The 24,523-nt window shown below is 65.9% G+C and carries 23 protein-coding genes; 15 read left to right on the forward strand and 8 right to left on the reverse strand.

Going from position 1 to position 24,523, the window contains the following annotated elements; all coding sequences use genetic code 11:
* The coding region (locus Q4G14_RS13490) for an FxsA family protein (RefSeq protein WP_303362281.1) at positions 1 to 255 on the reverse strand (255 nt) is incomplete at its 3' end.
* A 111-nt stretch (positions 256 to 366) separates the two neighbouring features.
* Between Q4G14_RS13490 and Q4G14_RS13495 the strand changes: the two genes are divergently transcribed.
* Together Q4G14_RS13495 and Q4G14_RS13500 are read left to right on the forward strand one after the other, a co-directional pair.
* Positions 367 to 1,029, forward strand: coding sequence for a Tim44/TimA family putative adaptor protein (locus tag Q4G14_RS13495; protein ID WP_303362282.1), 663 nt, complete (start codon positions 367 to 369; stop codon positions 1,027 to 1,029).
* Between the two features lie 6 nt (positions 1,030 to 1,035).
* Positions 1,036 to 1,638 (forward strand): Smr/MutS family protein, encoded by a 603-nt coding sequence (locus Q4G14_RS13500; protein WP_303362283.1) that lies wholly within the window; start codon positions 1,036 to 1,038, stop codon positions 1,636 to 1,638.
* On the opposite strand, the gene Q4G14_RS13505 is transcribed toward Q4G14_RS13500, so the two are convergent.
* Positions 1,635 to 2,183, reverse strand: coding sequence for a hypothetical protein (locus tag Q4G14_RS13505; protein WP_303362284.1), 549 nt, complete (start codon positions 2,181 to 2,183; stop codon positions 1,635 to 1,637). The two genes, Q4G14_RS13500 and Q4G14_RS13505, sit on opposite strands and share 4 nt — an antisense overlap.
* A complete protein-coding gene (locus tag Q4G14_RS13510) occupies positions 2,180 to 2,362 on the reverse strand; it encodes a PLD nuclease N-terminal domain-containing protein (RefSeq protein WP_303362285.1) in 183 nt (60 codons plus the stop codon). Before Q4G14_RS13510 ends, Q4G14_RS13505 begins: the two co-directional genes overlap by 4 nt.
* A gap of 205 nt (positions 2,363 to 2,567) precedes the next feature.
* Between Q4G14_RS13510 and Q4G14_RS13515 the strand changes: the two genes are divergently transcribed.
* The 4 genes from Q4G14_RS13515 to Q4G14_RS13530 all read left to right on the forward strand — a co-directional run bounded on the left by Q4G14_RS13515 (position 2,568) and on the right by Q4G14_RS13530 (position 6,446).
* Entirely contained in the window at positions 2,568 to 3,668 is a 1,101-nt protein-coding gene (locus Q4G14_RS13515) for an ABC transporter substrate-binding protein (protein WP_303362286.1), read from the forward strand.
* A gap of 65 nt (positions 3,669 to 3,733) precedes the next feature.
* Complete coding sequence (locus Q4G14_RS13520) at positions 3,734 to 4,600, forward strand: ABC transporter permease subunit (protein ID WP_303362287.1); 867 nt, start codon at positions 3,734 to 3,736, stop codon at positions 4,598 to 4,600.
* Positions 4,597 to 5,391, forward strand: a complete 795-nt coding sequence (locus Q4G14_RS13525) for an ABC transporter permease (RefSeq protein WP_303362288.1) — start codon at positions 4,597 to 4,599, stop codon at positions 5,389 to 5,391. Before Q4G14_RS13520 ends, Q4G14_RS13525 begins: the two co-directional genes overlap by 4 nt.
* Complete coding sequence (locus Q4G14_RS13530; RefSeq protein WP_303362289.1) at positions 5,388 to 6,446, forward strand: ABC transporter ATP-binding protein; 1,059 nt, start codon at positions 5,388 to 5,390, stop codon at positions 6,444 to 6,446. Before Q4G14_RS13525 ends, Q4G14_RS13530 begins: the two co-directional genes overlap by 4 nt.
* 2 nt (positions 6,447 to 6,448) lie before the next feature.
* Here Q4G14_RS13530 and Q4G14_RS13535 read toward each other — a convergent pair whose 3' ends face one another.
* The 3 genes from Q4G14_RS13535 to Q4G14_RS13545 all read right to left on the reverse strand — a co-directional run bounded on the left by Q4G14_RS13535 (position 6,449) and on the right by Q4G14_RS13545 (position 9,410).
* Complete coding sequence (locus Q4G14_RS13535) at positions 6,449 to 7,354, reverse strand: DMT family transporter (RefSeq protein WP_303362290.1); 906 nt, start codon at positions 7,352 to 7,354, stop codon at positions 6,449 to 6,451.
* Positions 7,355 to 7,478: 124 nt separating this feature from the next.
* On the reverse strand, positions 7,479 to 7,778 hold the full coding sequence (locus Q4G14_RS13540) for an HU family DNA-binding protein (RefSeq protein ID WP_303362310.1): 300 nt from the start codon (positions 7,776 to 7,778) through the stop codon (positions 7,479 to 7,481).
* A gap of 147 nt (positions 7,779 to 7,925) precedes the next feature.
* Complete coding sequence (locus Q4G14_RS13545; protein WP_303362291.1) at positions 7,926 to 9,410, reverse strand: AMP nucleosidase; 1,485 nt, start codon at positions 9,408 to 9,410, stop codon at positions 7,926 to 7,928.
* A gap of 130 nt (positions 9,411 to 9,540) precedes the next feature.
* Between Q4G14_RS13545 and Q4G14_RS13550 the strand changes: the two genes are divergently transcribed.
* The 6 genes from Q4G14_RS13550 to Q4G14_RS13575 all read left to right on the forward strand — a co-directional run bounded on the left by Q4G14_RS13550 (position 9,541) and on the right by Q4G14_RS13575 (position 15,437).
* A complete protein-coding gene (locus tag Q4G14_RS13550) occupies positions 9,541 to 10,422 on the forward strand; it encodes an SDR family oxidoreductase (RefSeq protein WP_303362292.1) in 882 nt (293 codons plus the stop codon).
* Positions 10,412 to 11,638, forward strand: a complete 1,227-nt coding sequence (locus tag Q4G14_RS13555) for a UbiH/UbiF/VisC/COQ6 family ubiquinone biosynthesis hydroxylase (protein ID WP_303362293.1) — start codon at positions 10,412 to 10,414, stop codon at positions 11,636 to 11,638. The genes Q4G14_RS13550 and Q4G14_RS13555 overlap by 11 nt, the downstream gene beginning before the upstream one ends.
* 469 nt (positions 11,639 to 12,107) lie before the next feature.
* Entirely contained in the window at positions 12,108 to 12,707 is a 600-nt protein-coding gene (locus Q4G14_RS13560; protein WP_303362294.1) for an outer membrane lipoprotein carrier protein LolA, read from the forward strand.
* Positions 12,708 to 12,770: 63 nt separating this feature from the next.
* The gene (locus tag Q4G14_RS13565) at positions 12,771 to 14,012 is read left to right on the forward strand and encodes an MFS transporter (protein ID WP_303362295.1); all 1,242 of its coding nucleotides are present in this window, start codon (positions 12,771 to 12,773) and stop codon (positions 14,010 to 14,012) included.
* A gap of 9 nt (positions 14,013 to 14,021) precedes the next feature.
* Positions 14,022 to 14,699, forward strand: coding sequence for a 5'-nucleotidase, lipoprotein e(P4) family (locus Q4G14_RS13570; protein WP_303362296.1), 678 nt, complete (start codon positions 14,022 to 14,024; stop codon positions 14,697 to 14,699).
* 132 nt (positions 14,700 to 14,831) lie between these two features.
* The gene (locus tag Q4G14_RS13575; protein ID WP_303362297.1) at positions 14,832 to 15,437 is read left to right on the forward strand and encodes a hypothetical protein; all 606 of its coding nucleotides are present in this window, start codon (positions 14,832 to 14,834) and stop codon (positions 15,435 to 15,437) included.
* A gap of 23 nt (positions 15,438 to 15,460) precedes the next feature.
* On the opposite strand, the gene Q4G14_RS13580 is transcribed toward Q4G14_RS13575, so the two are convergent.
* Both Q4G14_RS13580 and Q4G14_RS13585 read right to left on the reverse strand, forming a co-directional pair.
* Positions 15,461 to 16,372 carry an ornithine cyclodeaminase family protein gene (locus Q4G14_RS13580; RefSeq protein ID WP_303362298.1) on the reverse strand — a complete coding sequence of 304 codons (912 nt, stop codon included), beginning with the start codon at positions 16,370 to 16,372 and terminating at the stop codon, positions 15,461 to 15,463.
* 59 nt (positions 16,373 to 16,431) lie between these two features.
* Positions 16,432 to 16,857, reverse strand: a complete 426-nt coding sequence (locus Q4G14_RS13585; RefSeq protein ID WP_303362299.1) for a hypothetical protein — start codon at positions 16,855 to 16,857, stop codon at positions 16,432 to 16,434.
* A 144-nt stretch (positions 16,858 to 17,001) separates the two neighbouring features.
* On the opposite strand from Q4G14_RS13585, the gene Q4G14_RS13590 reads away from it, so the two are divergent.
* The 3 genes from Q4G14_RS13590 to Q4G14_RS13600 all read left to right on the forward strand — a co-directional run bounded on the left by Q4G14_RS13590 (position 17,002) and on the right by Q4G14_RS13600 (position 24,446).
* Positions 17,002 to 17,928, forward strand: a complete 927-nt coding sequence (locus Q4G14_RS13590; RefSeq protein ID WP_303362300.1) for a glucokinase — start codon at positions 17,002 to 17,004, stop codon at positions 17,926 to 17,928.
* Positions 17,929 to 18,078: 150 nt separating this feature from the next.
* Positions 18,079 to 19,935 carry an autotransporter assembly complex family protein gene (locus Q4G14_RS13595; protein ID WP_303362301.1) on the forward strand — a complete coding sequence of 619 codons (1,857 nt, stop codon included), beginning with the start codon at positions 18,079 to 18,081 and terminating at the stop codon, positions 19,933 to 19,935.
* Entirely contained in the window at positions 19,935 to 24,446 is a 4,512-nt protein-coding gene (locus Q4G14_RS13600) for a translocation/assembly module TamB domain-containing protein (RefSeq protein ID WP_303362302.1), read from the forward strand. Before Q4G14_RS13595 ends, Q4G14_RS13600 begins: the two co-directional genes overlap by 1 nt.
* Positions 24,447 to 24,523: the final 77 nt, after the last annotated feature.

Consider the following 24,523-nt stretch of genomic DNA (forward strand, 5'->3'; position numbering starts at 1 on the left):
CAGCACCAGCAGCGCCCCGGCCAGCATCACCAGCGCGCCATGGGCCAGCGGGCGGGTGGGATCGCGCAATTCGGCCAGGGCGCGCTGCCCCTCGTACGAGGTGCGCAGCGCATTGGCGCGCATCACAATCACGCCAAGAACCGCACCGGCCAGCACCAGCGCCAGCGTCGGCCACAGCCCGATCGCGCCGCCGACCTGTATGAACAGGCCGATTTCGATCAGCGGAACCGCGACAAATAACAACAAAAGCCACATAGTGCCCCCCTATTGGCCTATCCTCTGAACTGGACTTGGCCCGGTCCAGCCCCTACATAAGGCGCATCCGCGCCGATACCAACTGGCGCCTTTACGTCAGGGGTTTTGCCGATGAACAGTCCGCTTATCCAGTTGCTTGTGCTTGCCGGGATCGCCGTGTTCCTGATCCTGCGGCTGCGCAATGTGCTGGGCACCCGCGACGGGTTCGAACCGCCCAAGGTCGAACAGCCCCCCCAGCCGCAGGCCCGCCAGCGGTTCGAGGTGATCGACGGTTCGGCCGAACAGGGCGATCACGACATTTCCGACCATACCGACCCCAAAGGCGCGGCAGGCCTGGCCGTGGCGCGGATGAAGCAGGCGGAACCCTCGTTCAATCTGGGTCAGTTCCTGTCGGGCGCGAAATCCGCGTATGAGATGATTCTGATGGCCTTTGAAAAGGGCGATCTGGACCCGGTGCGCCCGTTCCTGTCGCCCGATGTGGCGCAGGCGTTCCAGTCGGTCATCGACGACCGCAAGGCCCGTGGCCAGACGGTCGAGGCGCAGTTTCTGGGCACCCGCGAAACCGCACTGGCCGGGGCCGAATTCAACGACACCACCGGCGAGGGTGAGGTTTCGGTCAAATTCGTGGGCGAGCTGATCGTCGCCACCCGCGACGCCGAAGGTAACGTGGTCGAGGGTGATCCCAAATCCGCGCGCAAGCAGCGCGACATCTGGACCTTTGCCCGGCGCATGGGGCAGGACGATCCGAACTGGCAGCTTGTCGCGACGGGCTAGGCTGGCATGTCGCGCCGCCGTGGGCTGAGTGGTGAAGACCACGATCTGTGGCAGCGCGTAGCCCGCAGCGTCGCGCCGCTGCATCAGTCGCGCAAGCACCCGCTGCCCGAACCGGCGCCCAAGGTGAAACCCGCGCCCGGTCCCAATGGCTTGCCGCGCCCACCCGCCACGGCCTTTGTGCCGCAGCCCTTCGTGATCGGGCAGACCCCGGCCAAGGGTGGTATCTCTGCCGGGATGCCGCTGTCGCCCGCGCAGCATCTGGCGACGCAGGCGCTGCGGATGGATCAGAAAACCCACCGCCGCATGACGCAGGGCAAGCTGCGCCCCGAGGCGCGGCTGGACCTGCACGGCATGACGCTGGCACAGGCGCATCCCGAATTGATTGATTTCATCCTGCGCGCCCGCGCCTCGGGTCTGCGGCTGGTGCTGGTCATTACCGGCAAGGGGCGCGGCGATCACGGCCCGCTGCCCACCCGCCCCGGCGCGCTGCGCCATCAGGTGCCGGTCTGGCTGCATCACGCGCCCCTGTCCGGCGCGGTGCAGCAGGTGACAGCCGCACATTTCCGCCACGGCGGCGAGGGGGCCTATTACGTCTATCTGCGCCGTTAAGGCGGCGCCGCGCATTCCGGCACCATGTAATCCGCCGTCACCAAAGACAGCGGGATCGCACGGGCAGCGGTCGCGGCGGTTGTGATCTGTTCTGCGGCATCCTCGACCGCGCTGTGACTGATGACGACGCGCCCGGTCAGCAGGTTCACGTCGCAGACGGTGACCTGGGCCGAGGTCCGGTCGTTGCGGGTCTGCGTCCATCCGGCAAGCACCCAGCCATCGCCGCGCCGCGCGGCCTTGTAATCCAGCCGCCACCCTGTTCGCCCGCAGGTGTCACATCCCGCGCGGGCGGTGAACTGACCCGGCCCGGTCGGCTCGATCTCGGGCCATTCTGTCATGTTCGGCCACAGCCAGAACATCGCCACGACATCGCCGTCGGGCGCGCTGTCCGGGATGATTTCCTCGACGACAAACACCCGGTTGCCGCCCGCCGTTGTCATCGGTGTCACCACCGCCTGAACGCCGTCGCCTGCGGGCAGGTGGACAGGATCTGCAAGCGCAGCCAGTGGCGCAGCAATCAGGGCCAGAGCCGCTGCAATCTTCATCCGCGGTTGTAATTGGCCTTTGGCCCGGCGAACCACCACGCGATCAGACCGATCACCGGCAGAACGGCAATCAGCAGCACCCAGATGATCTTGTTGGTGCGTTCCGCATTGCTGTTGATGACCGAGGCAATGGCCCAGACATCCAGCACAAAGATGATGATCCCGAAAAGATAGCCCATCTTTTTCTCCTAATCCTGTGATCGGTGAACCCCGGCCAAGGGGGATTGGTTCCATCGCCCCATCAGATTGACAAGACCTTGCGTCACGGCAACCCACACGGGCAATCCCCGATATTGTCTTGCCAGATCATCACTTTGGCTTCACAAAACCATCACATAACCGCGCTAAGCGGGCGCGGAACAACATCTGACAGGGAACCCCGAAATGAAATATTCTGCCTCTGTGATCGCCGTGATCGCTGCGCTGAGCGCGACGGCGGCGACCGCCCAGACCGATCTGGCGGCGCTGGAACAGGCCGCCAAGGCCGAAGGGATGCTGACCACCATCGCCCTGCCCCATGACTGGTGCAACTATGGCGGCGTGATTGCGGCCTTCAAGGAAAAATACCCCGAAATCACCGTGAACGAGCTGAACCCCGACGCCAGCTCCGCCGACGAGTTGGAGGCGATCCGCGCCAATGCCGGCAATACCGGCCCGCAGGCGCCCGATGTGATCGACGTGGGTCTGGCCTTTGGTCCGCAGGCGCAGGCCGAAGGGCTGGTTCAGCCCTACAAGGTCGCCACATGGGACGATATTCCCGCCGATCTGAAGGATGCCGATGGCCATTGGTATGCCGATTACTATGGCATCATGGCCTTTGGCGTGAACACCGATCTGGTGGATAACGTGCCGCAGAACTGGGCCGATCTGCTGAAACCCGAATATGCCAACTCTTTCGCGCTGACCGGCGACCCGCGCGCCTCGAATCAGGCGATCCTGTCGATCATGTCGGCGGGCGGCGCGCGTGGTGGCGCGCCGGGTGAAGACAGCGGCACCAAGGGGCTGGAATTCTTTGCCGAGATGAACAAGGCGGGCAATTTCGTGCCGGTCACGGCCAAGGCGGGCACCATCGCGCAGGGTGCGACCCCGATTGTTGCCGCATGGAACTATAACCTGTTCGCATGGCGCGATCAGTTGGCCGGGAACCCTCCGGTCGAGGTGGTGATCCCCGCCGATGGCGTGCTGGCCGGTGTCTATGTGCAGGGCATTTCCGCCCATGCGCCGCATCCCAATGCCGCGAAACTGTGGATGGAGCATCTGTATTCCGACGAAGGTCAGCTGGGCTGGCTGCAAGGCGGCTGCTATCCCGCCCGCTTTGTCGCCATGAAAGAGGCCGGGCTGATCCCGCAGGATATGCTGGACGCGCTGCCGCAGCCCGATCTGGTGGACCGCGCCGTGTTCCCGACCGTGGAACAGCAGGACGCCCACAAAAAGGTCGTGACTGAAAACTGGGACAGCGTTGTCGGCGCGACCGTCAGCGAATAACCGCACTCTGACGGGGCGGGCCGGTGCGGCCTGCCCCTCTTTTTTTCGTTCAGCGCCGAGGCATCATGGCACGCGCCCCAAATCTTTCGCGCCGTCTTGGCCTGTGGCTGGGCATCCTGCCCTTTGCCATCTTTGCATTGTTGTTTCTGATCCTGCCGACGCTTGGCGTGGTTGTGGGGGCGTTTCGCGCGCCCGAAGGCGGGTTCACACTGGCCAACCTGTCGGGCCTGACGCAGCCGCGCATCACCACCGCATTCTGGGTGTCGATCCGCATCAGCTTTATCACCGCGCTGCTGGGCTGTGTGGCCGGATTCCTGATCGCGGCATCGGTGACGCGGGGCGGACTGCCACGCGGGCTGCGCGCACCACTGATGTCCTTTTCCGGTGTGGCGGCGAATTTTGCCGGGGTGCCGCTGGCCTTTGCCTTTATCGCCACGCTGGGGCGGCTGGGCTTTGTCACGGTGCTGATGCGCGAATGGTTCGGCATCAACATCTATGCCAGCGGCTTTAACCTCATCAGCTTTTGGGGGCTGGTGCTGACCTATCTGTATTTCCAGATCCCGCTGATGGTGCTGGTCATCTCGCCCTCGCTGGATGGGCTAAAGCACGACTGGCGCGAGGCCGCCGAAAGTCTGGGCGCCTCGCAACTGCAATATTGGCGCATGGTGGTGCTGCCGATCATGTGGCCTGCGGTGCTGGGGGCCTTTGCGCTGCTGTTCGCCAATGCCTTTGGCGCGGTGGCCACGGCGATGGCGCTGACCGGGTCGTCGCTGTCGCTGGTGCCGATCGTGCTGTTCGCGCAGATCCGCGGCGATGTGCTGCAAGACCCGACGCTGGGCTATGTCATCGCCTTTGGCATGATCGTGCTGACCGGCGTGGCCAGCCTGATTTCCATCATCCTGCGCACACGCGCTGAAAGGTGGCTGAAATGACGCGGGTTTTGTCGTGGCTGTCGTTTCTGCTGGGCGCGCTGTTCATGCTGGTGCCGCTGGTCGGCACGTTCGAATTCAGCCTGCGCGCCCGGCGCGGTGAATACTCGCTGGACGCCTATCGCAGCGTGCTGGGCGACCCGCAGTTTCAGGCCACCTTTGGCTTTTCGGTGATGGCGGCGCTGGCCACCATCGTCATGGGCATCCTGATCGTAGTGCCCGCCGCCTATTGGGTGCGGCTGAAATTGCCATGGCTGCGCCCGGTGGTCGAATTCATCACCCTGCTGCCGCTGGTGATCCCGGCCATCGTGATCGTGTTCGGCTATATCCGCATGTTCAACACCAGCTCCTGGCTGCCGCTGACCGGCAGCATCAGCGGCACGAACTTTCTGCTGGTGGCGGGCTACAGCGTGCTGGCGCTGCCCTATATGTATCGCGCCGTGGATGCGGGGCTGCGCACGCTGGACGTGGCCACCCTGACCGAGGCGGCCCAGTCGCTGGGTGCGGGCTGGGTCACGGTGCTGGGGCGGGTGATCCTGCCCAATCTGTTCGGCGCGGTGCTGTCGGGGGCGTTCCTGACCTTTGCCATCGTGATCGGCGAATATGTCTTTGCGGCGCTGCTGAACCGCCCCGCCTTTGGGCCGTATATGGTCTGGCTGGGCAGCAACCGCGCCTATGAACCGGCGGCACTGGCCATCATCGCCTTTGCCATCACATGGGGTTGCATGGGGCTGATGCAGCTTGCCACCCGCCTGACGCGCCATGGCCGCGCCCAACAGCAGCAGATGAAATGACCGGATTCCTGACCCTTTCCAATCTGAAGAAATCCTTTGGCGATACGCAGGTGGTGCGCGATTTCGACCTGTCGCTGGCCAGGGGCGAGTTTATTTCTTTGCTAGGCCCCTCGGGCTGCGGCAAGACCACGGTGCTGCGCATGATCGCCGGATTTGAAGCCCCGACCAGCGGCAGCATCATCGTCGATGGCAAGGATGTCACCGGCCTGCCCGCCAGCCGCCGCCGCATCGGCATGGTGTTTCAGTCCTACGCGCTGTTTCCCAACCTGACGGCGGCGGAAAACGTCGGCTTTGGCCTGCGCGTCGCCGGTGTGCGCCGGGCCGAACGTGATGCCCGCGTGGCCGAGATGTTGGATCTGATCGGCCTGCCGCATCTGGGCGACCGTTACCCGTTCCAATTGTCGGGCGGCCAGCAACAGCGCGTGGCGCTGGCCCGCGCGCTGGCACCGCGTCCGCAACTGCTGCTGCTGGATGAACCGCTGTCGGCGCTGGACGCCAAGATCCGCGTCAGCCTGCGCAACGAGATCCGGCAGATTCAGCGGGATCTGGGCATCACCACCCTGTTCGTGACCCACGATCAGGAAGAGGCCCTGTCGATTTCCGACCGCATCGTGGTCATGCATCAGGGCATCGCCGACCAGATCGGCCCCCCGCACGAGGTTTATACCCGCCCGGCCACCGATTTCGTGGCCAATTTCGTCGGCACGCTGAACCGCCTGCCGGTGACGGTGCTGGATGCGGCGCGGGGCGTCGTCGATCTGGCCGGGATGCAGATGGTGCTGAACCGCCCGCTGCCCGATGGCAGCCTGACCGCCCAGATCGGTGCCCGCCCCGAGGCGCTGAACCCGGTCGCGCAGGGCGGCATTCCCGTCACCGTGGCCGCGGTCGAGTATCTGGGAGCGGTGCAACGCACGCGGGGCAGGCTGGGCGATGGCACCGAGGTGGTGTTCGACAGCCTCAGCCGCGGCAATACCGCCCCGCCCGCGCCGGGCGATGTGGTGCGGCTGGCGCTGGACCCGGCGGATGTCATCCTGCTGGGCGACGCGGCGGCCTGAAATCAGGCCGGGGGCGCGCGGCGCACGGGTGGCTGCTGCTGCGGCGGCGCTTTGGACAGTTGCACCGCCAGAATCCCGGCCATGATGATGCCGACGCCGACCACATCCATCACCCCCAGCGATTCGTCCAGCAACAGCGCCGCCGTCGCCACGCCAAAGAACGGCGTCAGGAAATGAAAGGTCGCCGCCCGCACCGCGCCGATGCGCTGCACCAGCAGAAACCACACCCAGGTTGCCGCCAGCCCCGGAACAAAGGCGGTGTAAACAAAGGCCCCGATCAGGCGCGGGGTCAGGGTGACGTTCCAATCTTCCAGCAGCGGCGCGACGATCAGCAGGCTGGCGGCACCGACCAGCATTTGCAGGCCGACGATCATCATCACATTGCCGCCGCCCGACGCGCCCCGCACGGTCAGCGTGGCAATGGCCAGCGCCAGCGCGGCGACAAAGCACAGCACGATCCCGGTCAGATCGCTGCCACCTTGCAGCCGCGCGCCCATAATCAGCGCCACACCCAGCAGGCCCAGCGCCAGCCCGGCAACGCCCATCGGGCGCAGCCGTTCGCGCAGCACGATCCAGCCGATAAAGGCCACCATCAGGGGCATGGTGGCGGCGATGATGGATGCCAGCCCGGCCTCGATCCACTGCATCGCCACCCAGTTCATGCCCAGATACAGCGCGTTCTGGCACAGCCCCAGCACCACCACGGCACGCCATTGCGCGCGGGTCAGGGTGCGCCATGTCTGCCCCATGGCCAGCGCGATCAGAATGCCGAGGCAACCCGACAACACGAACCGCGCCGCCAGCGCCAGCAGCGGCGGCGCCTCGGTCACGATCATACGGGTGGACGTAAAGGCCGAGGCCCACATCACCGCGAACAGCAGCCCCATGCCGATGGCCTTGAAATCCATGCGCCCCCCCCTTTCCAGAATGGCTAGAAAACGCCGTCACGGCCGGAATGGCAATGCGCACGGCCACCGCACATAAAAAAGGCCGCGCTGCGAGGCGCGGCCTGATCGGGTAATGCGGAACGGCTTAGACGTTCACGCTGTCTTTCAGGGCTTTCGCCACGGTGACTTTCACCTGCTTGTCAGCGGGCTTGGTCATCATTTCCTGGGTCTGCGGGTTGCGGACCTGACGTTCGGGACGGTGGCGGCAGGCGATCTTGCCGATCCCCGGCAGGGTCACGGCACCACCGGCAGCCACTTCACGCGCCACAACCGAAGCGATTGCATCAAGTGCAGCATTCGCGGATTTCTTGTCGCTGCCCATTTCTTCGGCAAGCGCCGCAACGAGCTGAGTCTTGGTCATCGGTTTGGCGGAAGCGGTAGCCATGTCTTCTGTCTCCTCTACCCGTTGTGGGCGATATCGTTGTGCCGGACTGACGGCATAAAGCCTGCTACACACGGTTTTGATCGGTAGTTCAAGGATTTTTTGTCTGTGTGACGCATCGTCGGCAATCCGTCGCAAGATATTGTCACATCACAGAAACGCCGTTTCCGTGAATGACCGCAATTTGCGCGAATGAATCCGTTCCAATGGCATGGCGCGCAATTTCTCCATCGCGCGGATTCCGATCAGCAGATGGTTTGCGACCTGCGTGCGATAAAAGTCGGTGGCCATGCCCGGCAGCTTCAATTCGCCGTGCAAAGGCTTGTCGCTGACGCATAAAAGCGTGCCATAGGGCACCCGAAAGCGGAATCCGTTGGCGGCGATGGTGGCGCTTTCCATATCCAGCGCAATGGCGCGCGACAGCGACAGGCGGTGGACCGGGCCGGACTGGTCACGCAATTCCCAGTTGCGGTTGTCGATGGTGGCCACGGTGCCAGTGCGCATGATGCGTTTCAGTTCATATCCGTCCAGCCGGGTGACTTCGGCGACGGCCTCTTGCAGGGCGACCTGCACTTCGGCCAGCGCGGGGATCGGCACCCAGACCGGCAGATCGTCATCCAGCACATGATCTTCGCGCAGATAGGCATGGGCCAGCACGAAATCACCCAGCGACTGCGAATTGCGCAGCCCCGCGCAATGGCCGACCATCAGCCAGGCATGGGGGCGCAGCACGGCGATATGGTCGGTCGCGGTCTTGGCGTTGGACGGGCCGACGCCGATATTCACCAGCGTGATGCCGTTCCCGTCGGGCCGGGTCAGGTGATAGGCGGGCATCTGCGGCATCTTGGCCAGCGGCGTGATGACACCATCAGGGCCACCGATCACCTGATTTCCCGGCGCGACGAAACTGGTATAGCCCTGCCCCGGATCGGCCAGAACCCGGCGGGCATAGGCTTCGAATTCGTCCACATAGAACTGATAGTTGGTGAACAGCACAAAGTTCTGAAAATGCTCGGGCGCGGTGGCGGTGTAATGCGCCAGCCGGGCCAGCGAATAATCCACCCGCTGCGCCGTAAAGGCCGCCAGCCACCCCGAGCCGTCGGGCTGCGCCGACGCCACCCCGTTCACGATGTCGTCATTGACGGTGTTCAGGTCGGGCACGTCGAACACATCGCGCAGGCTGAAATCCAGCACGCCTTCCTGCGGCACATTCAGATTCGACAGCGTGGCCACCGCGAAATGCACCGGCATCGGCGTTTCGCTGAAACCGACGCTGACCGAAGTGCCGTGGTTGCGGATCAGCAGCCCGATCTGCTCGCGCAGATACCGCCCGAACAGGTCGGGCCGGGTGATCGTCACGGCATAGCTGCCGGGGGTGGCGACATGACCAAAGGCCAGCCGGGAATCGGTCTTGGAATGGCTGGTCGTGGTCAGCCGCACCTCGGGGTAAAAGGCGCGATAGCGGGCCTTGGGCGGCGTGCCGTCCAGCGTGGCGGTGAATTTTTCCAGCAGAAACCCGGCGGCGATGTCGTAAAGCTGCGTCAGGCGGGCGACGGCGGCGGCCGCATCGGTGAACTGTTCCCGCGCCACCGGGGCCGGGCTTTCGACCGGCAGAAAGCGGCTGTCCTGTTCCATCGCGCAACTCCCTGATCTGTGATCCGAATGTGCCAGCCGGCCCCTGAAAGAGCAAGCGGGGGGCGGCAGCCTGTCACCTTTCCCCGGCACGCGCGGCAGGATAGGCTGGGGCGGATGAAAGGGGGCGCAGATGCGGCTGGTGATCCTTGGGCATGGCTATTCGGCGGGGTTCGTGACGCAACTGGTCACGGCGCAGGGCTGGCAGGTCAGCGGCACCACGCGCAGCCATGCCGCCCGCGTGGCGGCGGCCGGGGCCGAGGCGCTGATCTGGCCCGGACAGGATGACGCCGTGCGCGCCGCGATTGCAGGGGCCGATGCGGTGCTGTCCTCGGTCGCGCCTGCCCGCGACGGAACCGATGATGCGCTGGCCACCTTTGGCGATGCGATTGCGGCGGCGCGCCCGCGCTGGTTGGGCTATCTGTCCACCACCGGGCTGTATGGCGACCGGGGCGGCGGTTGGGTGGATGAAACCGACACTCCGATGCCGACGACGCAGCGCGGGCGGGCACGGCTGATCGCCGAAGCCGCCTGGCAGGCGCTGGCCGATGGCGCTGGCGTGCCGCTGCATATCTTTCGGCTGGCGGGGATCTATGGGCCGGGGCGCGGGCCGTTCGCCAAGCTGCGCAATGGCACGGCGCGGCGGATCGTCAAGGAAAATCAGGTGTTTTCCCGCATCCACGGCCAAGACATCGCGCAGGTCGTCGCCGCCACCCTGCCCGGCCCCTCGGGCGCGGTAATGCCGGGGCGCATCTGGAACGTCTGCGACAACGACCCCGCCCCGCCGCAGGATGTGATCGCCCATGCCGCCGAGCTGCTGGGCCTGCCCGTGCCCCCCGCCGAACCGTTCGAGACCGCGGATCTGGACGGCATGGCCCGCAGCTTTTATTCGGAATCCAAGCGGGTGCGGAACGACCGCATCACCCGCGATCTGGGCATCCGCCTGAAATACCCCGATTATCGCAGCGGTCTGGCGGCGATTCTGGCACAAGAGGACGCGCGCGATGCAGTATGACCACGACATCATCATCGCCGGCGGCGGGCTGAACGGGCCGGCACTGGCGCTGGCACTGGCCGGGGCGGGGCTGTCGGTCGCCGTGGTCGATGCCCGCCCCGCCGATGACCGCGCGGGCGATGATTTCGACGGGCGCGCCTATGCGCTGGCGCTGGCCTCGTCGCGGTTGCTGGGGGCCTTGGGGCTGTGGCGCGATCTGGCGGAAAAGGCGCAGTCGATCCGGCAGGTCAAGGCTTCGCAGGGCCATCCGGGCCAAGGCTCTGGCCCACTGTTCCTGCATTTCGACGGCGCCGAGATCGAAGAAGGTCTGGTCGGCCACATGCTCGAGGATCGTTTCCTGTATCGCGCCCTGCTGGCCGCAATGCGTGATCGCGGCGTCACCCACCTTCCCGGCGCGGCCGTGGTCGCGCAAGATATTGATCCGGCAGGCGTTTCCGTTGACCTGGCCGATGGCCGTCGCCTGCGCGGGCGGGTGCTGATCGGGGCGGACGGGCGCGGCTCGGGCGTGGCGCGGCGGGCCGGGATCACCCGGCGCGGGCATGACTATGGCCAGACCGCGCTGGTTGCCGCGCTGGATCACGAACTGCCGCACCACGGCATCGCGCATCAGTATTTCATGCCCGGCGGGCCGCTGGCGATCCTGCCGCTGCCCGGCAACCGCAGCAGCATCGTCTGGTCGGAACCCCATGCGACGGCGCAAACGGTCAAGGCGCTGCCCGATGACGCCTTCATGGATGTGCTGCGCCCGCGCTTTGGCGGTTTTCTGGGGGATATTTCCCTGACAGGGCAAAGGTTTAGCTATCCGCTGTCGCTGTCGCTGGCAGATCGCTATGTCGCGCCGCGCGTGGCTTTGGTGGGGGATGCGGCGCATGGCGTGCATCCGATTGCCGGGCAGGGGCTGAATCTGGGCCTGCGCGACGTCGCCGCCCTGGCCGAGGTGCTGACCGACGCCACCCGCCGCGGCGAGGATATGGGCGCGACCGCCGTTCTGGAACGCTATGAGCAATGGCGCCGTTTCGACGCCACCGCGCTGGCGCTGGGGATGGATGCGGTGAACAGGCTGTTTTCCAACGACAATCCGATCCTTGCGGCAGCGCGGGGGCTGGGCATGGGCGCAGTCAGCCGCATCCCGCCGCTGCGCCGCGCCTTTATGCGGCAGGCGGCAGGGCTGTCGCTGGAGCCGATGCCCCGGCTGCTGACCGGGCGGGCGCTGTAGGGCGCGCAACGGCGGCGGGCGTTGCGGACGCAACACTCACAAATCCACCACGGCCGATCGGCAGCATTTGCAGGGATTCTGGCTGCACAACCCGTGCACAGGCCGTGCACAACCTGTGCACAGGCTGTACACAGCCAACGCACGGCGGAACCGCAGGTGCGGCAACGGCAACGGGGGTCAGGGTGGCACGGTCGGAATGCGTATTTGGACAAACAGGAAGCCCGTAAACCTGTTCTTAACCGACCGCCGCTATAACCTGTTGCGCGGAACGAGCTGGAACGCCGGGGCGCGGGCCTGATGCTTCCTGTTTGGATAAATACGCAAACACAACGCTGGTCACAGGCGCGGCGGACAAGACAAGGAAGGCAAGGGCGATCATGGAACCATCACGGGGGCGCGACTGTTTCCACCTGTGCGCATCCTGCGAACGTGATGTGCAAGCCTTTGACGAATGGATATGATCCGGCTCATGAAACTGAAAAGCCTCGCTCTTGCGCCCGCCTTCGTGCTTGCCCTTGCCTTTCCGGCTTTGGCCGAGCGGATTTCCCTTAACGAGCTGTCGAACTATCTGAACGGTCTGCGCACTGTCACATCGGCCTTTACGCAGGTCAACAATGACGGCACCATTTCGACCGGCACGGTCTATATCTCGCGCCCCGGTCAGGTGCGGTTCGAATATAACAATGACAACACGCTGGTGCTGGCCTCGGGCGGGACGGTGGCGGTGTTTGACGGCAAGACCCGCTCGGCGCCGCAGCAATATCCGCTGTCGGAAACGCCGCTGTCGATCATCCTTGACCGCAACGTCAATCTGGGCCGGGCCAATATGGTCACGGGCCATTCCGAACGCAACAACGCCACCGTTGTCACCGCCCAGGACCCGGCGCACCCGGAATATGGCAATATCCAGATGCTGTTCACCGGCGGGCCGACCGAATTGCGGCAGTGGATCATCACCGACAAGGCGGGCGAGAAAACCACCGTCATTCTGGGCGAGATGTCCAAGGGCATGAACATTCCCTCGTCGCGATTCTCGATCCAGAACGAGATCGGCCGCCGCCGCCGCTGATCCCCCGTTGACACGGCCGCAGGCGCGCGACAAAGCTGACGGGTTCCAGCCAGAGGGGCCATCATGTCGCAGCACAGCGCGCGTCTGTTTACGCCGATCCTGATCGGCGGCTGTCTGATCCTGCTGATAAACTTTGCCCTGCGGGCCAGTTTCGGGATGTTCCAGATCCCGATCAGCGCCGAATTCGGCTGGCCGCGGGTCGAGTTTTCTATGGCCATCGCCATTCAGAATCTGGCATGGGGCATCGGGCAGCCGATCTTTGGTGCGCTGGCCGAACGGTTCGGCGACCGGCTGGCGATCATTCTGGGGGCGTTTCTGTATTCCGCCGGGCTGATTCTGACGGCCTTTGCCACCACCCCCGCCACCATGCAACTGCTTGAGGTGATGGTCGGCTTTGGCATCGCGGGCACCGGCTTTGGCGTGATTCTGGCCATTATCGGGCGCGCCGCCAGTGACGAAAACCGCAGCCTTGCGCTGGGTATCGCCACCGCCGCCGGGTCGGCCGGGCAGGTATTCGGCGCGCCTTTGGCGGAAATCCTGCTGCAAATCTATCCGTGGCAGACGGTGTTCATCATCTTTGGGGTGATGGTTCTGTCCTGCCTGTTTTTCCTGCCGATGCTGGGCAATACCAAGCCCGCCACCCGGTCCGAGCTGGAAGACAGCATGGGCACGGTGGTGCTGCGCGCCTTTCGCGACCCCAGCTATCTGATGATCTTTGCCGGGTTCTTTTCCTGCGGCTATCAGCTGGCCTTCATCACCGCGCATTTCCCCGCCATGGTCGAGGAAATGTGCGGTCCCATTGCGCCGGGCGGGATGCTGGCCAGTCTGGGGATCACCACCACATCGAGGCTGGGGGCGGTGGCGATTTCGCTGATCGGGCTGGCCAATATCGCCGGGGCGATCTTTGCCGGCTGGCTGGGCAAGCGATATACCAAGAAATACCTGCTGGCGGGGATCTATACCCTGCGCACCATCGCGGCGGCGGCATTCATCATGCTGCCGATCACGCCGGGCTCGGTCGTGATATTTTCGCTGTTCATGGGCGGGCTGTGGCTGGCGACGGTGCCGCTGACCTCGGGTCTGGTCGCCTATATCTTTGGGCTGCGCTATATGGCGACGCTGTATGGGTTTGTATTCCTGTCGCATCAGCTTGGGTCATTCATGGGGGTCTGGCTGGGCGGCTGGCTGTATGACGTTTATGGCGATTACACGCTGGTCTGGTGGATCGGCGTGGGGGTCGGCGCATTTTCGGCCCTGATCCATCTGCCCATCCGCGAGGCCCCTGCCCGCATGGCGGCGGCATAAGGGCTGAGCATGACACATCATCCTCATGAGCATCTGATGGGTGTGCGCTTTCAGCAATCTTCGGCCGAGGTGCGCGCCCTGCAACGGCAGTCCTACGCGCTGGCGACGCTGCGCCTGCGCGATGCAGTCGCGCGCCACGGCAGCGGCGCGGGGCTGGCGATTGTCAGCGATATTGACGAAACCATTCTGGACAACAGCGCCGTGATGGCGCTGGCCGCCTATCAGGACGGACCAATGTTTGAAAATCTGGACACATGGCGGCTGTGGGAAACACAGGGCAACCCGCACCTGATTCCAGGAGCAGCGGATTTCTTTGCGCTGGCCGATGGGCTTGGGGTGACGATTTTTTATGTGTCGGACCGGTTCGACGAAAATAAGCTGGCGACCATCGCCACGCTGTCACGGCTGGGTCTGCCGCAGGTATGCGCCGAACAGGTGCTGTTATTCGGCCCGCCCAAGGCCGAGCGCCGCGCCACGGTCGAACGCCATCACCGGGTGATCCTGCATCTGGGTGACACGCTGCATGATTTTCACGAAGCCTTTGCCGGAACGCCGCTGGATGACCAGCACAGCGCGGCGGAACAGCACGCCGACCGCTTTGGCGATGACTGGATCATTTTTCCAAACGCTGCGCATGGCGCATGGATGCGGGCCGAGCTGCGGCCATGGATCGCACCAGAGACCTGAATGGGAAGAATTTGCCTGAAAATCCGCCATTTTTTGCTGCGCCACTGGCTGGGGCAGGCCATTTTGCTGCTGATTGCGCCGTTTTATCTGACGCCACGCGAATTTGAGCAGGTGCGGGGGCAGGCCAAGCCGTTGATGGCGCGGCTGGGGTTGTTCACACCTGCACTGGCTGCGGCGATGCTATGGGCGGCGGTCATGGGGATATTGATGCGCGATGTCTGGGCACAGGTTTTTGCTGCACAGAATCTGACTCATCAGGAATACTTTAACCTGCGCCGCAAGACCGAGAACATGGGCAGATGGTCGGTTACGGGTCTTGCTGCTGTGATGATATGGGGAACCGGGACTGTCCGTTGGGGCTGGCACCGGATGCGGATGGCGCTGTTTCCCCGGCTAGAGGGCATCGCCCACCCGGCAACGCTGGCCTATTTCCAGATCATCACCGCCAGCACTGCGGCATGGTGGGGGGTGGGGGCGCTTGCGGTGACGATCCTGATGCCGCTGGGCATTCCATCCATGTCGGTGCTCAGCCTCATGGACGAATACCCATGGGCGCTGCTTGTTGCGATCTTGGGGATCGGGATGCTGCAACGGCGCGCCGATGCCGTGAAACGCGATCGTCACCGCATTCTGTTTCCTGACAGCTATTCGCGCCGTCTGGCAGCCCTGACCAACCCTTGGCACTGGTGGATAATAGCCTGCCTGGTATTTGCTGCCTTCCGGTGGATTACGGCCTGACCTCATGGCGCCCCCAGCACATCTTAGCCCACCGCATCCAGAATATAGCGTGCCGTCATCAGGTCCAGATGCGCGCCGCCGCCGTTTTTGGCGATGGTGATTTCATCATCGCTTTCGCGGGCGAAGCGGCCTGTGGGCAGGTCGTAGTAATCGGCGATGATCTGGTTTTCGGTGATCGCGCCGCTGTCCAGCGGGATCTGGATTTCTCCGATGTGGCCGATGGTGGTGGCGCGGCTGTCCACGAACAGGCGGGCGCGGTGCAGGGCGGTGTCGTCCACTTCGCGCATGTCGGGGCGGTAGGCTCCGATCAGGTCGAGGTGGGTGCCGGGGGCGATCCAGTCGCCCTTGATGATCGGGGTGGTGGCCATGGTGGCGGTGGCGATGATGTCGGCCTTGCGGGTGGCGGATTCCAGATCGGTGGTGGCGGTGGCACCGGTTTGCGCCGCCAGTTCCTGTGCCGGTTCGGGGCGGCGCGACCAGATGGTAAAGCGGGCATCCGGGATCAGGGCGCGATAGGCCTGCACCATGGATGCCGCGACATGGCCCGCGCCGACGATCAGGATATTGCGGGCGTCCTTGCGGGCAAGGCGGCTGGCGGCCAACAGGCTGTCGCCGGCGGTTTTCCATTTGGTGACGAGGTGGAAATCGACGATGGCCTGAAGCTGGCCGGTGTTGTCGTCAAGCAGGTTCACCGCTCCGTTCACCATCGGCAGGCCCGCGTCAGAGTTGCCGGGAAAGATCGTGGCGCATTTCACCGCCAGCCCCAGCCCGTCGATCCATGCCGAGCGGGTCAGCAGCGTGTCCTGACCGCGATACAGAAAACTGTCCCTGATTTCGGCCCTTGGGCGGGAATGGCCCTGTTCCAGTGCCCGGGTCAGGGCGATCCAGTCGAGGTGTGGCTCGGCCTGAGGGCCGATCATCAGGGGGGTGGTCATGGGGGCCTCGCTGCGTTTCGGGCAAGGCTAAGGCGCGGCGGCGCGGGCGGCAAGGCCGATCAGATCAACCCTGCCGTGCGGTAAAAGGCGGTGCTGTCGGTGTCGGTGTCAAAGCCGATGCCGGATGCGATGATGCAACTGGTGTCATCGTCGCGGGCCGCGACAAGGGTCCAGGTGCCCATCAGGTCAGAGCCCCACAACTCGGTGTCATGGCCCTGAACCCCGGCGGTGTCGATGCGCTGTTCGGCAAAATCTTGGCGCAGGGTCATGGCTATTTCGGCATTGGGGGCGCAATAGGGCTGATCGTCCACGGCGGCGGCGGACAGCGGCAGTTCCTGCGCGGTATGCAGCAGCACGGCGGGTTCGACCCCGGCCATGGCCGACCATGCCTTGATCGGCGCGGCGGCGGCGGGGGATGCCAGCGTCAGCGCCGTGGTCAGCACGGCGGCAGTCGCGGCGATGCGGGCGGTGAACGGGGCAGTCATGGTTTTCACTCGTTTGCGGTTCATCATTACCTGCACTCAACGCCGGCGGGGCGCAAAGGTTCCCGCAGGCCCCTTGGCGGGGCGGGGGCGGCTGGCTTAGACAGAGGGCCGGAACGGGGCCATCAGGTGCGAAAAGGGGCGATCATGGCGATATTGCTGGCGGATGTGGGCGGCACCAATGCGCGGCTGGCGCTGGCGCGGGATGGCCGCATCATCGAGGCCAGTTCAAGCCGGTATCGCGGCGATGATTACGCCAGCTTTGACGCGGTGGTGCAGGATTATCTGGCGCAGCAGGGTCAGCCCCGCATCAGCGCCCTGTGCGTGGCGGTGGCCGGGCCGGTCAGCGGCGGGCGGGCCGCGCTGACCAACCGCGACTGGTCCTTTTCCGAAACCGGGCTGGCGCGGCTGACCGGGGCGGATCGGGCGCTGTTGATGAACGATCTGACGGCGCTTGGCCATGCCACGGCGCGGCTGACGGGCGAGGGCGTGCAGGTGCTGCGCCCCGCCCCGGCGGACCGGGCGCGCAACGGGCAGGCGCTGGTTCTGGGGGCGGGCACCGGGGTCAATGTCTGCGCCCTGCGCCATCTGCCCGGCGGCGGGCTGATCTGCCTTGAGGCCGAAGAAGGCCACGCCCAACTGCCCGCGCATATCATGGCCCTGCTGGAAGCCGAAATCGGGCCGCAGGCGCGCACCGCGTTCTGTTCGACCGAGGAAACCTTTGCCGGGCGCGGCCTGTCGCAATTGCACGCGCTGCGCACCGGCACCCCTTTGCAGCGCGCCGAACAGATCGTTGCCGCAGCGCAGGGCGGCGAGGGCGCGGCGGCTGCGACCTGCGATCTGTTCGCCCGGCTGCTGGGGCTGTTGTGCCGGGAACTGGCGCTGCGCTTTATGCCGTTCGAGGGCTTGTATCTGGCCGGCAGCGTCGCGCGCGGCATGGCCGGGCGGATGGCGGCGTTTCAGGCAGGCTTTCTGGACGATGCGCCCATGCGCCACATCCCCGAGGCAACGCCGCTGCTGTTGATTCGCGACGATATGGCGGCGCTGCATGGCTGTCTGGCGGCACTGGACTGACCGCGACGGTTGCCGGGCAGGCCGGTAACGCGACCCTTGGGCAACAGCGTCACGCGCAGGTCATTCAGATCAGGCAGATAAACACAGGTTCACTGGATTTGGCGGTCAGATGCTGTCAAACTCTGCACAAGTAAAAAGACGGGGTAGGTAATGCAGGTTTTTCGGGCAGGCGTGTTGCTGGCCGCAATGGCGATGGTGCCGGGCGCGGCGGCGGCGCAATCCTCGAACCCGTTTTCGGGGCTGTTCGGCGGGCGTTCGGAACCGGAAAGCGCGGTCAGCCTGAACTGGCAGATCGCGGGCAGCGATGATGCACTGGACCGCAGCCTGCGCAATACCTCGTTGATTTCCGGGGCCTTGCAGGAAGACCGGACCACCGGGCAGGATATTCTGGCCGCCGCGCGGGCCGATTACGCGCGCCTGCTGGGGGCGCTGTATGATCTGGGCTATTTCGATTCGGTGGTGAACATCACGCTGGACGGCACCGAGGCCGCCGCCATCGCCCCGCTGGATGCCCCGGCCGAGGTGCGGCAGGTGGTGATCGCGGTGCAGCCGGGCCGCCAGTTCACCTTTTCCCGCGCCGCCATTGCGCCTCTGGCCCCCGGAACGGCGGCGGACAGCGATTACGCCGCCGGGCAGATGGCGGGCACCGGCATCATTCGCAGCGCGGCCACGCAGGCGGTGCGCGACTGGCGCGATCACGGCCATGCCAAGGCCGATGTGACCGGGCAGGACATCGTGGCCGACCACCCCAGCCACAGCGTTGACAGCCGCATCGCGCTGGACCCCGGCCCGGTCGTCACCTTTGGCCCGCTGCATGTCAGCGGCAACGAACGGCTGATCGAACGCCGCCTGCGCAAGATTGCCGGCTATCCCGAAGGCGCGCGCTTCGACCCCGAGGAACTGGACACCGTGCGCAAGCGCCTGCGCCGCAGCGGCATCTTTTCCGCCATCACCCTGACCGAGGCCGATCTGCTGAACCCCGACAACTCGATGGACATGAACCTGACCGTGATCGAGCAAAAGCCCCGCCGCATCGGCGCGGGGTTCGAGGTGTCGAACACCGAAGGGATCATGCTGTCGGCCTATTGGCTGCATCGCAACCTGCGCGGCGGCGGCGAACGGCTGCGCATCGACGGTTCGGTATCCGACATCGGGGCGCGCACCAGCGACGCCGATTACACGCTTGGCATCCGGCTGGAACGTCCGGCGACCTTTCACCCCGACGTCACCGCCTATACCGCCGCCAGCCTGTCGCGGATGCGCGAGGTGGATTACGATTCCGATGCCGTCAGCCTGTCCTTTGGCGCGAATTACATCCACAGTGACCGGCTGACCGGCGATATGGCGCTGCAATATGTCGCCTCGCGCGTGACGGATGACACCGGGCGGCACGATTTCCGCGTGCTGGCCCTGCCCAGCCGGCTGACCTTTGACGCCCGCGACGAACCGACCGACGCGAAAAAGGGCTATTGGCTGGAGGGGCGGATCACGCCCTTTTACGGTTTCAGCGACACCGGCAGCGGCGGGCAGATCATCGGCGAAGGCCGGGCCTATCGCAGTTTCGGCACCGGGGACCGGATCACGCTGGCGGGCCGGATGCGCGCGGGCACGGTGCTGGGACCCGATATTCAGGACACGCCGCGCGATTACCTGTTCTATTCCGGCGGCGGCGGCACCGTGCGCGGCCAGCCCTATCAATCGCTGGGCGTCGAGGTGATCGAGGGGCCGGATGGCCCGGTCAAGACCGGCGGCATGTCCATCACCACCCTGTCCGCCGAAATCCGCTGGCAGGTGCGCGAACGTATCGGCGTGGTGGCCTTTGCCGATGCCGGTCAGGTCTGGGCCGACGGCGCGTTCGGGGGGGATGCGGGCTGGCATTCGGGCGCGGGGCTGGGGGTGCGCTATGCCACGCCCATCGGGCCGCTGCGCTTTGACGTGGCCGCGCCGGTGGGGGGCGATACCGGCGATGGCGTGCAGGTTTATCTGGGCTTGGGGCAGGCATTCTGATGCGGAAAATCCTTGCAGCACTGGCGTTTGTGTGGATCACCGCCCCCATCCCCGCCCCGGCGCAATCACCGGCCGAGGCGCAGGGGCTGGCCGAATTGTCGCAACAGGTCAGCGATGACCGTGGCTTTATCACCCGGCTGCTGGAACAGAACCTGTCCGGCGCGGGCCGCTCGGTGCAGATCAGCAACTTTCAGGGGGCGCTGTCATCGCGCGCCACCTTTTCCGAACTGACCATCGCCGATGACGACGGCGTCTGGCTGACCCTGCGCGACGGCGCGATCCAGTGGAACCGCTCTGCCCTGCTGCGCCGCCGGATCGAGATCGCGGAACTGTCGGCGGCGGAAATCCTGCTGCCGCGCCTGCCCGCGGGCGAGGAAACCGACGCCATCAGCCCCGAGGTGCCGGAATTCCGCCTGCCCGAACTGCCGGTGGGCATCGCCATCGACCAGATTCAGGCCAGCCGCGTAACCATCGGCGAACCCGTCATCGGCATCGACGCGGTGGTGTCGATGCAGGGCCAGATGAACCTGTCGGGGGGCGAGGGCACCGCCGTTCTGTCCATCGACCGGCAGGATGGCCCGCGCGGGCAATTCGCGCTGGACGCCGGCTATTCCAACAGCACGCGGGTGCTGAAGCTGGACCTGACCCTGGACGAGGCCGCCGATGGTCTGCTGGCGAACCTGATTGATCTGCACGGCAAGCCCGCCCTGCACGCCGAGATCACCGGCGAAGGCCCGATCAGCGATTTCGCCGCCAATATCGCGCTGGCCACCGACGGCCAGCCCCGCGTCACCGGCCGCGCCAGCGTGGACGAGCGGGCGGGCAGCGACGGCAGCCCCGGCACCGGGTTCCGGCTGGAGCTGGGCGGCGATGTCGCCAGCCTGCTGGCCCCGGAAAACCGCGCCTTCTTTGGCACCAGCACGCAACTGCTGGCCGAGGGCTGGCAGGGCGACGACGGGCGGCTGGACGTGCCGGTGCTGATGATCGACACCGAGGCGATGAACCTGTCGGGCGCGCTGAGCCTGACCGATCAGGGCGCACCGCAAAGCGCCGTCCTGATGATGACGCTGGGGGCCGATGCGGGCGCGGCGGAATTGCCGGTCAGGATGCCCTTTACCCAGGACACGATGGTTCAGAACGGCCGCCTGTCGCTGGAATATGACGCCGCGCGCGGGCAGGGCTGGTCGCTGACCGGCCACATCGGCCAGTTTCAGCGCCCCGGTCTGACCATTGGCGCGCTGGAACTGAACGGCGCGGGTCAGGTGCTGTTGCAGGGCAGCGAATTGTCGGAAATCACCGGCCAGATCGGCTTTGGCACCCGCGAGATGGCCTTTGCCGACCCCGCCATGGCGCGGGCGGTGGGCGATTCGATCAGCGGGCAGACCAATTTCGGCTATGCCCCGATGAACGCCGCCGAATTTTCCGACCTGCGCATCACCGGCGCGGATTACGGGCTGGATGGCTATGTGCTGCTGGCGGGTCTGTCGGGGGGGATCACCGTATCGGGCGATGTGGTGGCGCGCTATCAGGCGCTGGACCGGCTGTCGGGGCTGGCGGGCCGCCCGCTGAGCGGTCAGGCCGAGGCGCAGATTTCCGGGCTTTACCAGATGCTGACCCGCGCCTTTGACGTGAACGCCGAAATCACCGGCACCGACATCACCGCCGATCAGGATCAGCTTGACCGGCTGCTGCGCGGGCAGTCGAACATTCTGGCCTCGGTCCGGCGAGATGAAAACGGCATCGAAATCAACGAACTGTCGGTCAACGCACAACAGTTGACCGCCACCGCGCAGGGCCTGATTTCCAGCCTGTCATCGGATGTCAGCGCGCGCATCGAAATGGCCGACCTGTCGGCGGCGGATGCGGGCTTTGGCGGCTCGTTGCGGGCCGAGGCGCTTCTGAACGGCCCCGCCGGGCAACGCCGCCTGACGCTGAGCGGCGAAACGCAGGATCTGGAACTGGGCCTTGCCGAACTGGATGGCCTGCTGGCCGGGCGCAGCAACCTGACCGTGATCGCGGGCGAGGGCGGCGATGGCGCCTACAAGCTGGAACAGTTGCGGCTGGCCAGCCCGCAGATCACGCTGGACGGCAACGGCAATTTCGCCCCCGGCGAACTGGACGCGACGCTGAACCTCGATCTGCCGGATCTGGCGGCGCTGGGGCGTGGCATGTCGGGGGCGCTGACCGCACAGGCCACCGCCCGCGAAACCGGGGGCATCCGCCGCTTTGACCTGACCGGCACCGGCCAGAACCTGCGGCTGGGGCAGCAGAATGTCGATGGCGCGCTGACCGGCACCACGCAGATCACCCTGAGCGGCACCGAACAGGACGGCCAGATCAGCATTGAACAGGCCCGGCTGACCAATGACCAAAGCCTGATCGTGGCCAGCGGCCAGATCGGCCCGCAGGGCACCGATCTGACCGCGCAGGCCGAAGTCCGGCGGCTGGAATCGCTGGGTCTGGGCTGGCGCGGCAGTTTCAGCGCCGATGCCAGCTTTGCCGATGACGGCAGCGGCGCGCGGCGGCTGGTGCTGGATGGCACCGCGAACGATCTGGCGCTGGGGCAGTCGCAGGTGGATGCCGCGCTGACCGGGCCGACGCAGGTGCAGCTCCGCGCCACCGAACGCAGCGGCGTGTTCAGCATCGAGGATGCGCAGATCCGCAACGCCCGGCTGGAGGCGACCGCGACCGGGCAGGTCGGGCAGGCCGCGACCGATCTGACGGCACGGATCAACGCCCGCGACCTGCGCTTTCTGGGCAATGGCATCGCCGGATCGCTGACGGCCGACGGGCGGATCACCGATGACGGCACCACCCGGCGCATCAGCGCGCAGGGGTCGGGGCAGGGCCTGCGGGCGGGGCAGGAACAGGCCGACCGGCTGCTGGCCGGGACCACCACCTTTGACCTGGCCGCCAGCCAGCAGGTGGTCAGCGGAGCCTTTTCGGTGCAGCGGCTGAACCTGCGCAACCCGCAACTGACCGTGACCGGCGACGGCAGCCCCACGGCGGGGCTGAATCTGGATGCGCGGCTGGCCGATCTGGGCCTGTTGGTGCAGGGCTTTCCCGGCCCGGCGCAGGTCACGGGCACGGTGCGGCAGACCGGCACGAATTATGCCGTGAACCTGACCGCCACCGGGCCGGGCGGCACGCGGGCGCAGGTCAGCGGCACCGCCGCGCAGGACTTTGCCACCACCGATCTGCGCATCGCGGGCATCTCGGATGCTGCCGTCGCCAACCCGTTCCTGCGCACCCGCAGCATCGAGGGGCCGATCAACTTTGATCTGGCGATGCGCGGCCCGCCGGGGCTGGACGGGTTGTCGGGCACGGTGCGGCTGCTGAACGGGCGTCTGGCCGAACCGCGCCTTGGCATCCGGCTGGAGGCGCTGGACCTGACCGCCAATCTGAGCGGACGCCGCATCGCCGTCGAGGGCGCGGGCAATGTGGCGGCGGGCGGGCGCGTCACCGTCAACGGGCCGGTCGATCTGGACGCGGGCAGCATGGACGTGCTGCTGACGCTGGATAACGTCACCATCCGCGACCCCAACCTGTATGAGGCGCTGCTGAACGGTTCGGTCCGCGCCTCGGGGGTGATGGCGCAGGGGCTGCTGATCTCGGGCCGGGTGGCGGTGCCGAATGCGGAAATCCGCATTCCCTCGACCGGGCTGGGCGGCTCGACCCCGATTCCCGACATCACCCATGTCGGCGACACCCGCCCGGTGCGCGCCACCCGCGCCAAGGCCGGGCTGGAACCCTTCCCCGGTCAGGCCGCCGCCGATGCGGGCATGGTCGGCCCCCCCGCCACGCCGCCCGCCAACCCGCCGCGGCTGGATCTGACCATCGACGCGCCGAACCAGATCTTTATCCGCGGGCGCGGTGTCGATGCCGAAATGGGCGGGCAGATGCGGATCACCGGCACCTCGCGCAATGTGGTGCCGGTCGGGATGCTGGAACTGATCCGGGGCCGGGTCGATCTGCTGGGCAAGCGCTTTGACCTGACCGAAGGCCGGGTCGAGTTGCAGGGCAGCATGACTCCGGTCATCCGGCTGGTAGCCGAAACGGTGCAGGATGACGTCATCACCCGCATCATCATCGACGGCGACGCCAGCGACCCCGACATCAACTTTGAAGCATCGCCCGACATGCCCGAAGAAGAAGTCCTGTCGCAACTGCTGTTCGGGCGCGGGCTGGACAACATCACCCCCTTGCAGGCGGCGCAGCTGGCCAATGCGGTGGCGGTGCTGGCCGGGCGCGGCGGGGATGGCATCGTGGGCCGGCTGCGTCAGGGCATCGGACTGGACGATCTGGATCTGGCCACCGATGACGAAGGCAATGTGCAGGTGCGGGCCGGGAAATATCTGGCCGATAACGTCTATACCGATGTCGCGGTGGGCGATGACGGCAAGACGCAACTGAACCTGAACCTCGACATCAACCAGTCGCTGCGCGCGCGCGGCACGGTGTCCAGCGACGGGCAAAGCAGCATCGGCCTGTTCTACGAACGCGATTACTAGGGTTTGAACCGATGGTTCCCCGTCGCGGCGAGGTGCGACGCCGCAACTCATGAGGGCACGGCCATCCCGGCGGTGGC

Source organism: Paracoccus sp. (in: a-proteobacteria) (genome assembly GCF_030538755.1).
In the GTDB taxonomy this organism is placed as follows: domain Bacteria; phylum Pseudomonadota; class Alphaproteobacteria; order Rhodobacterales; family Rhodobacteraceae; genus Paracoccus.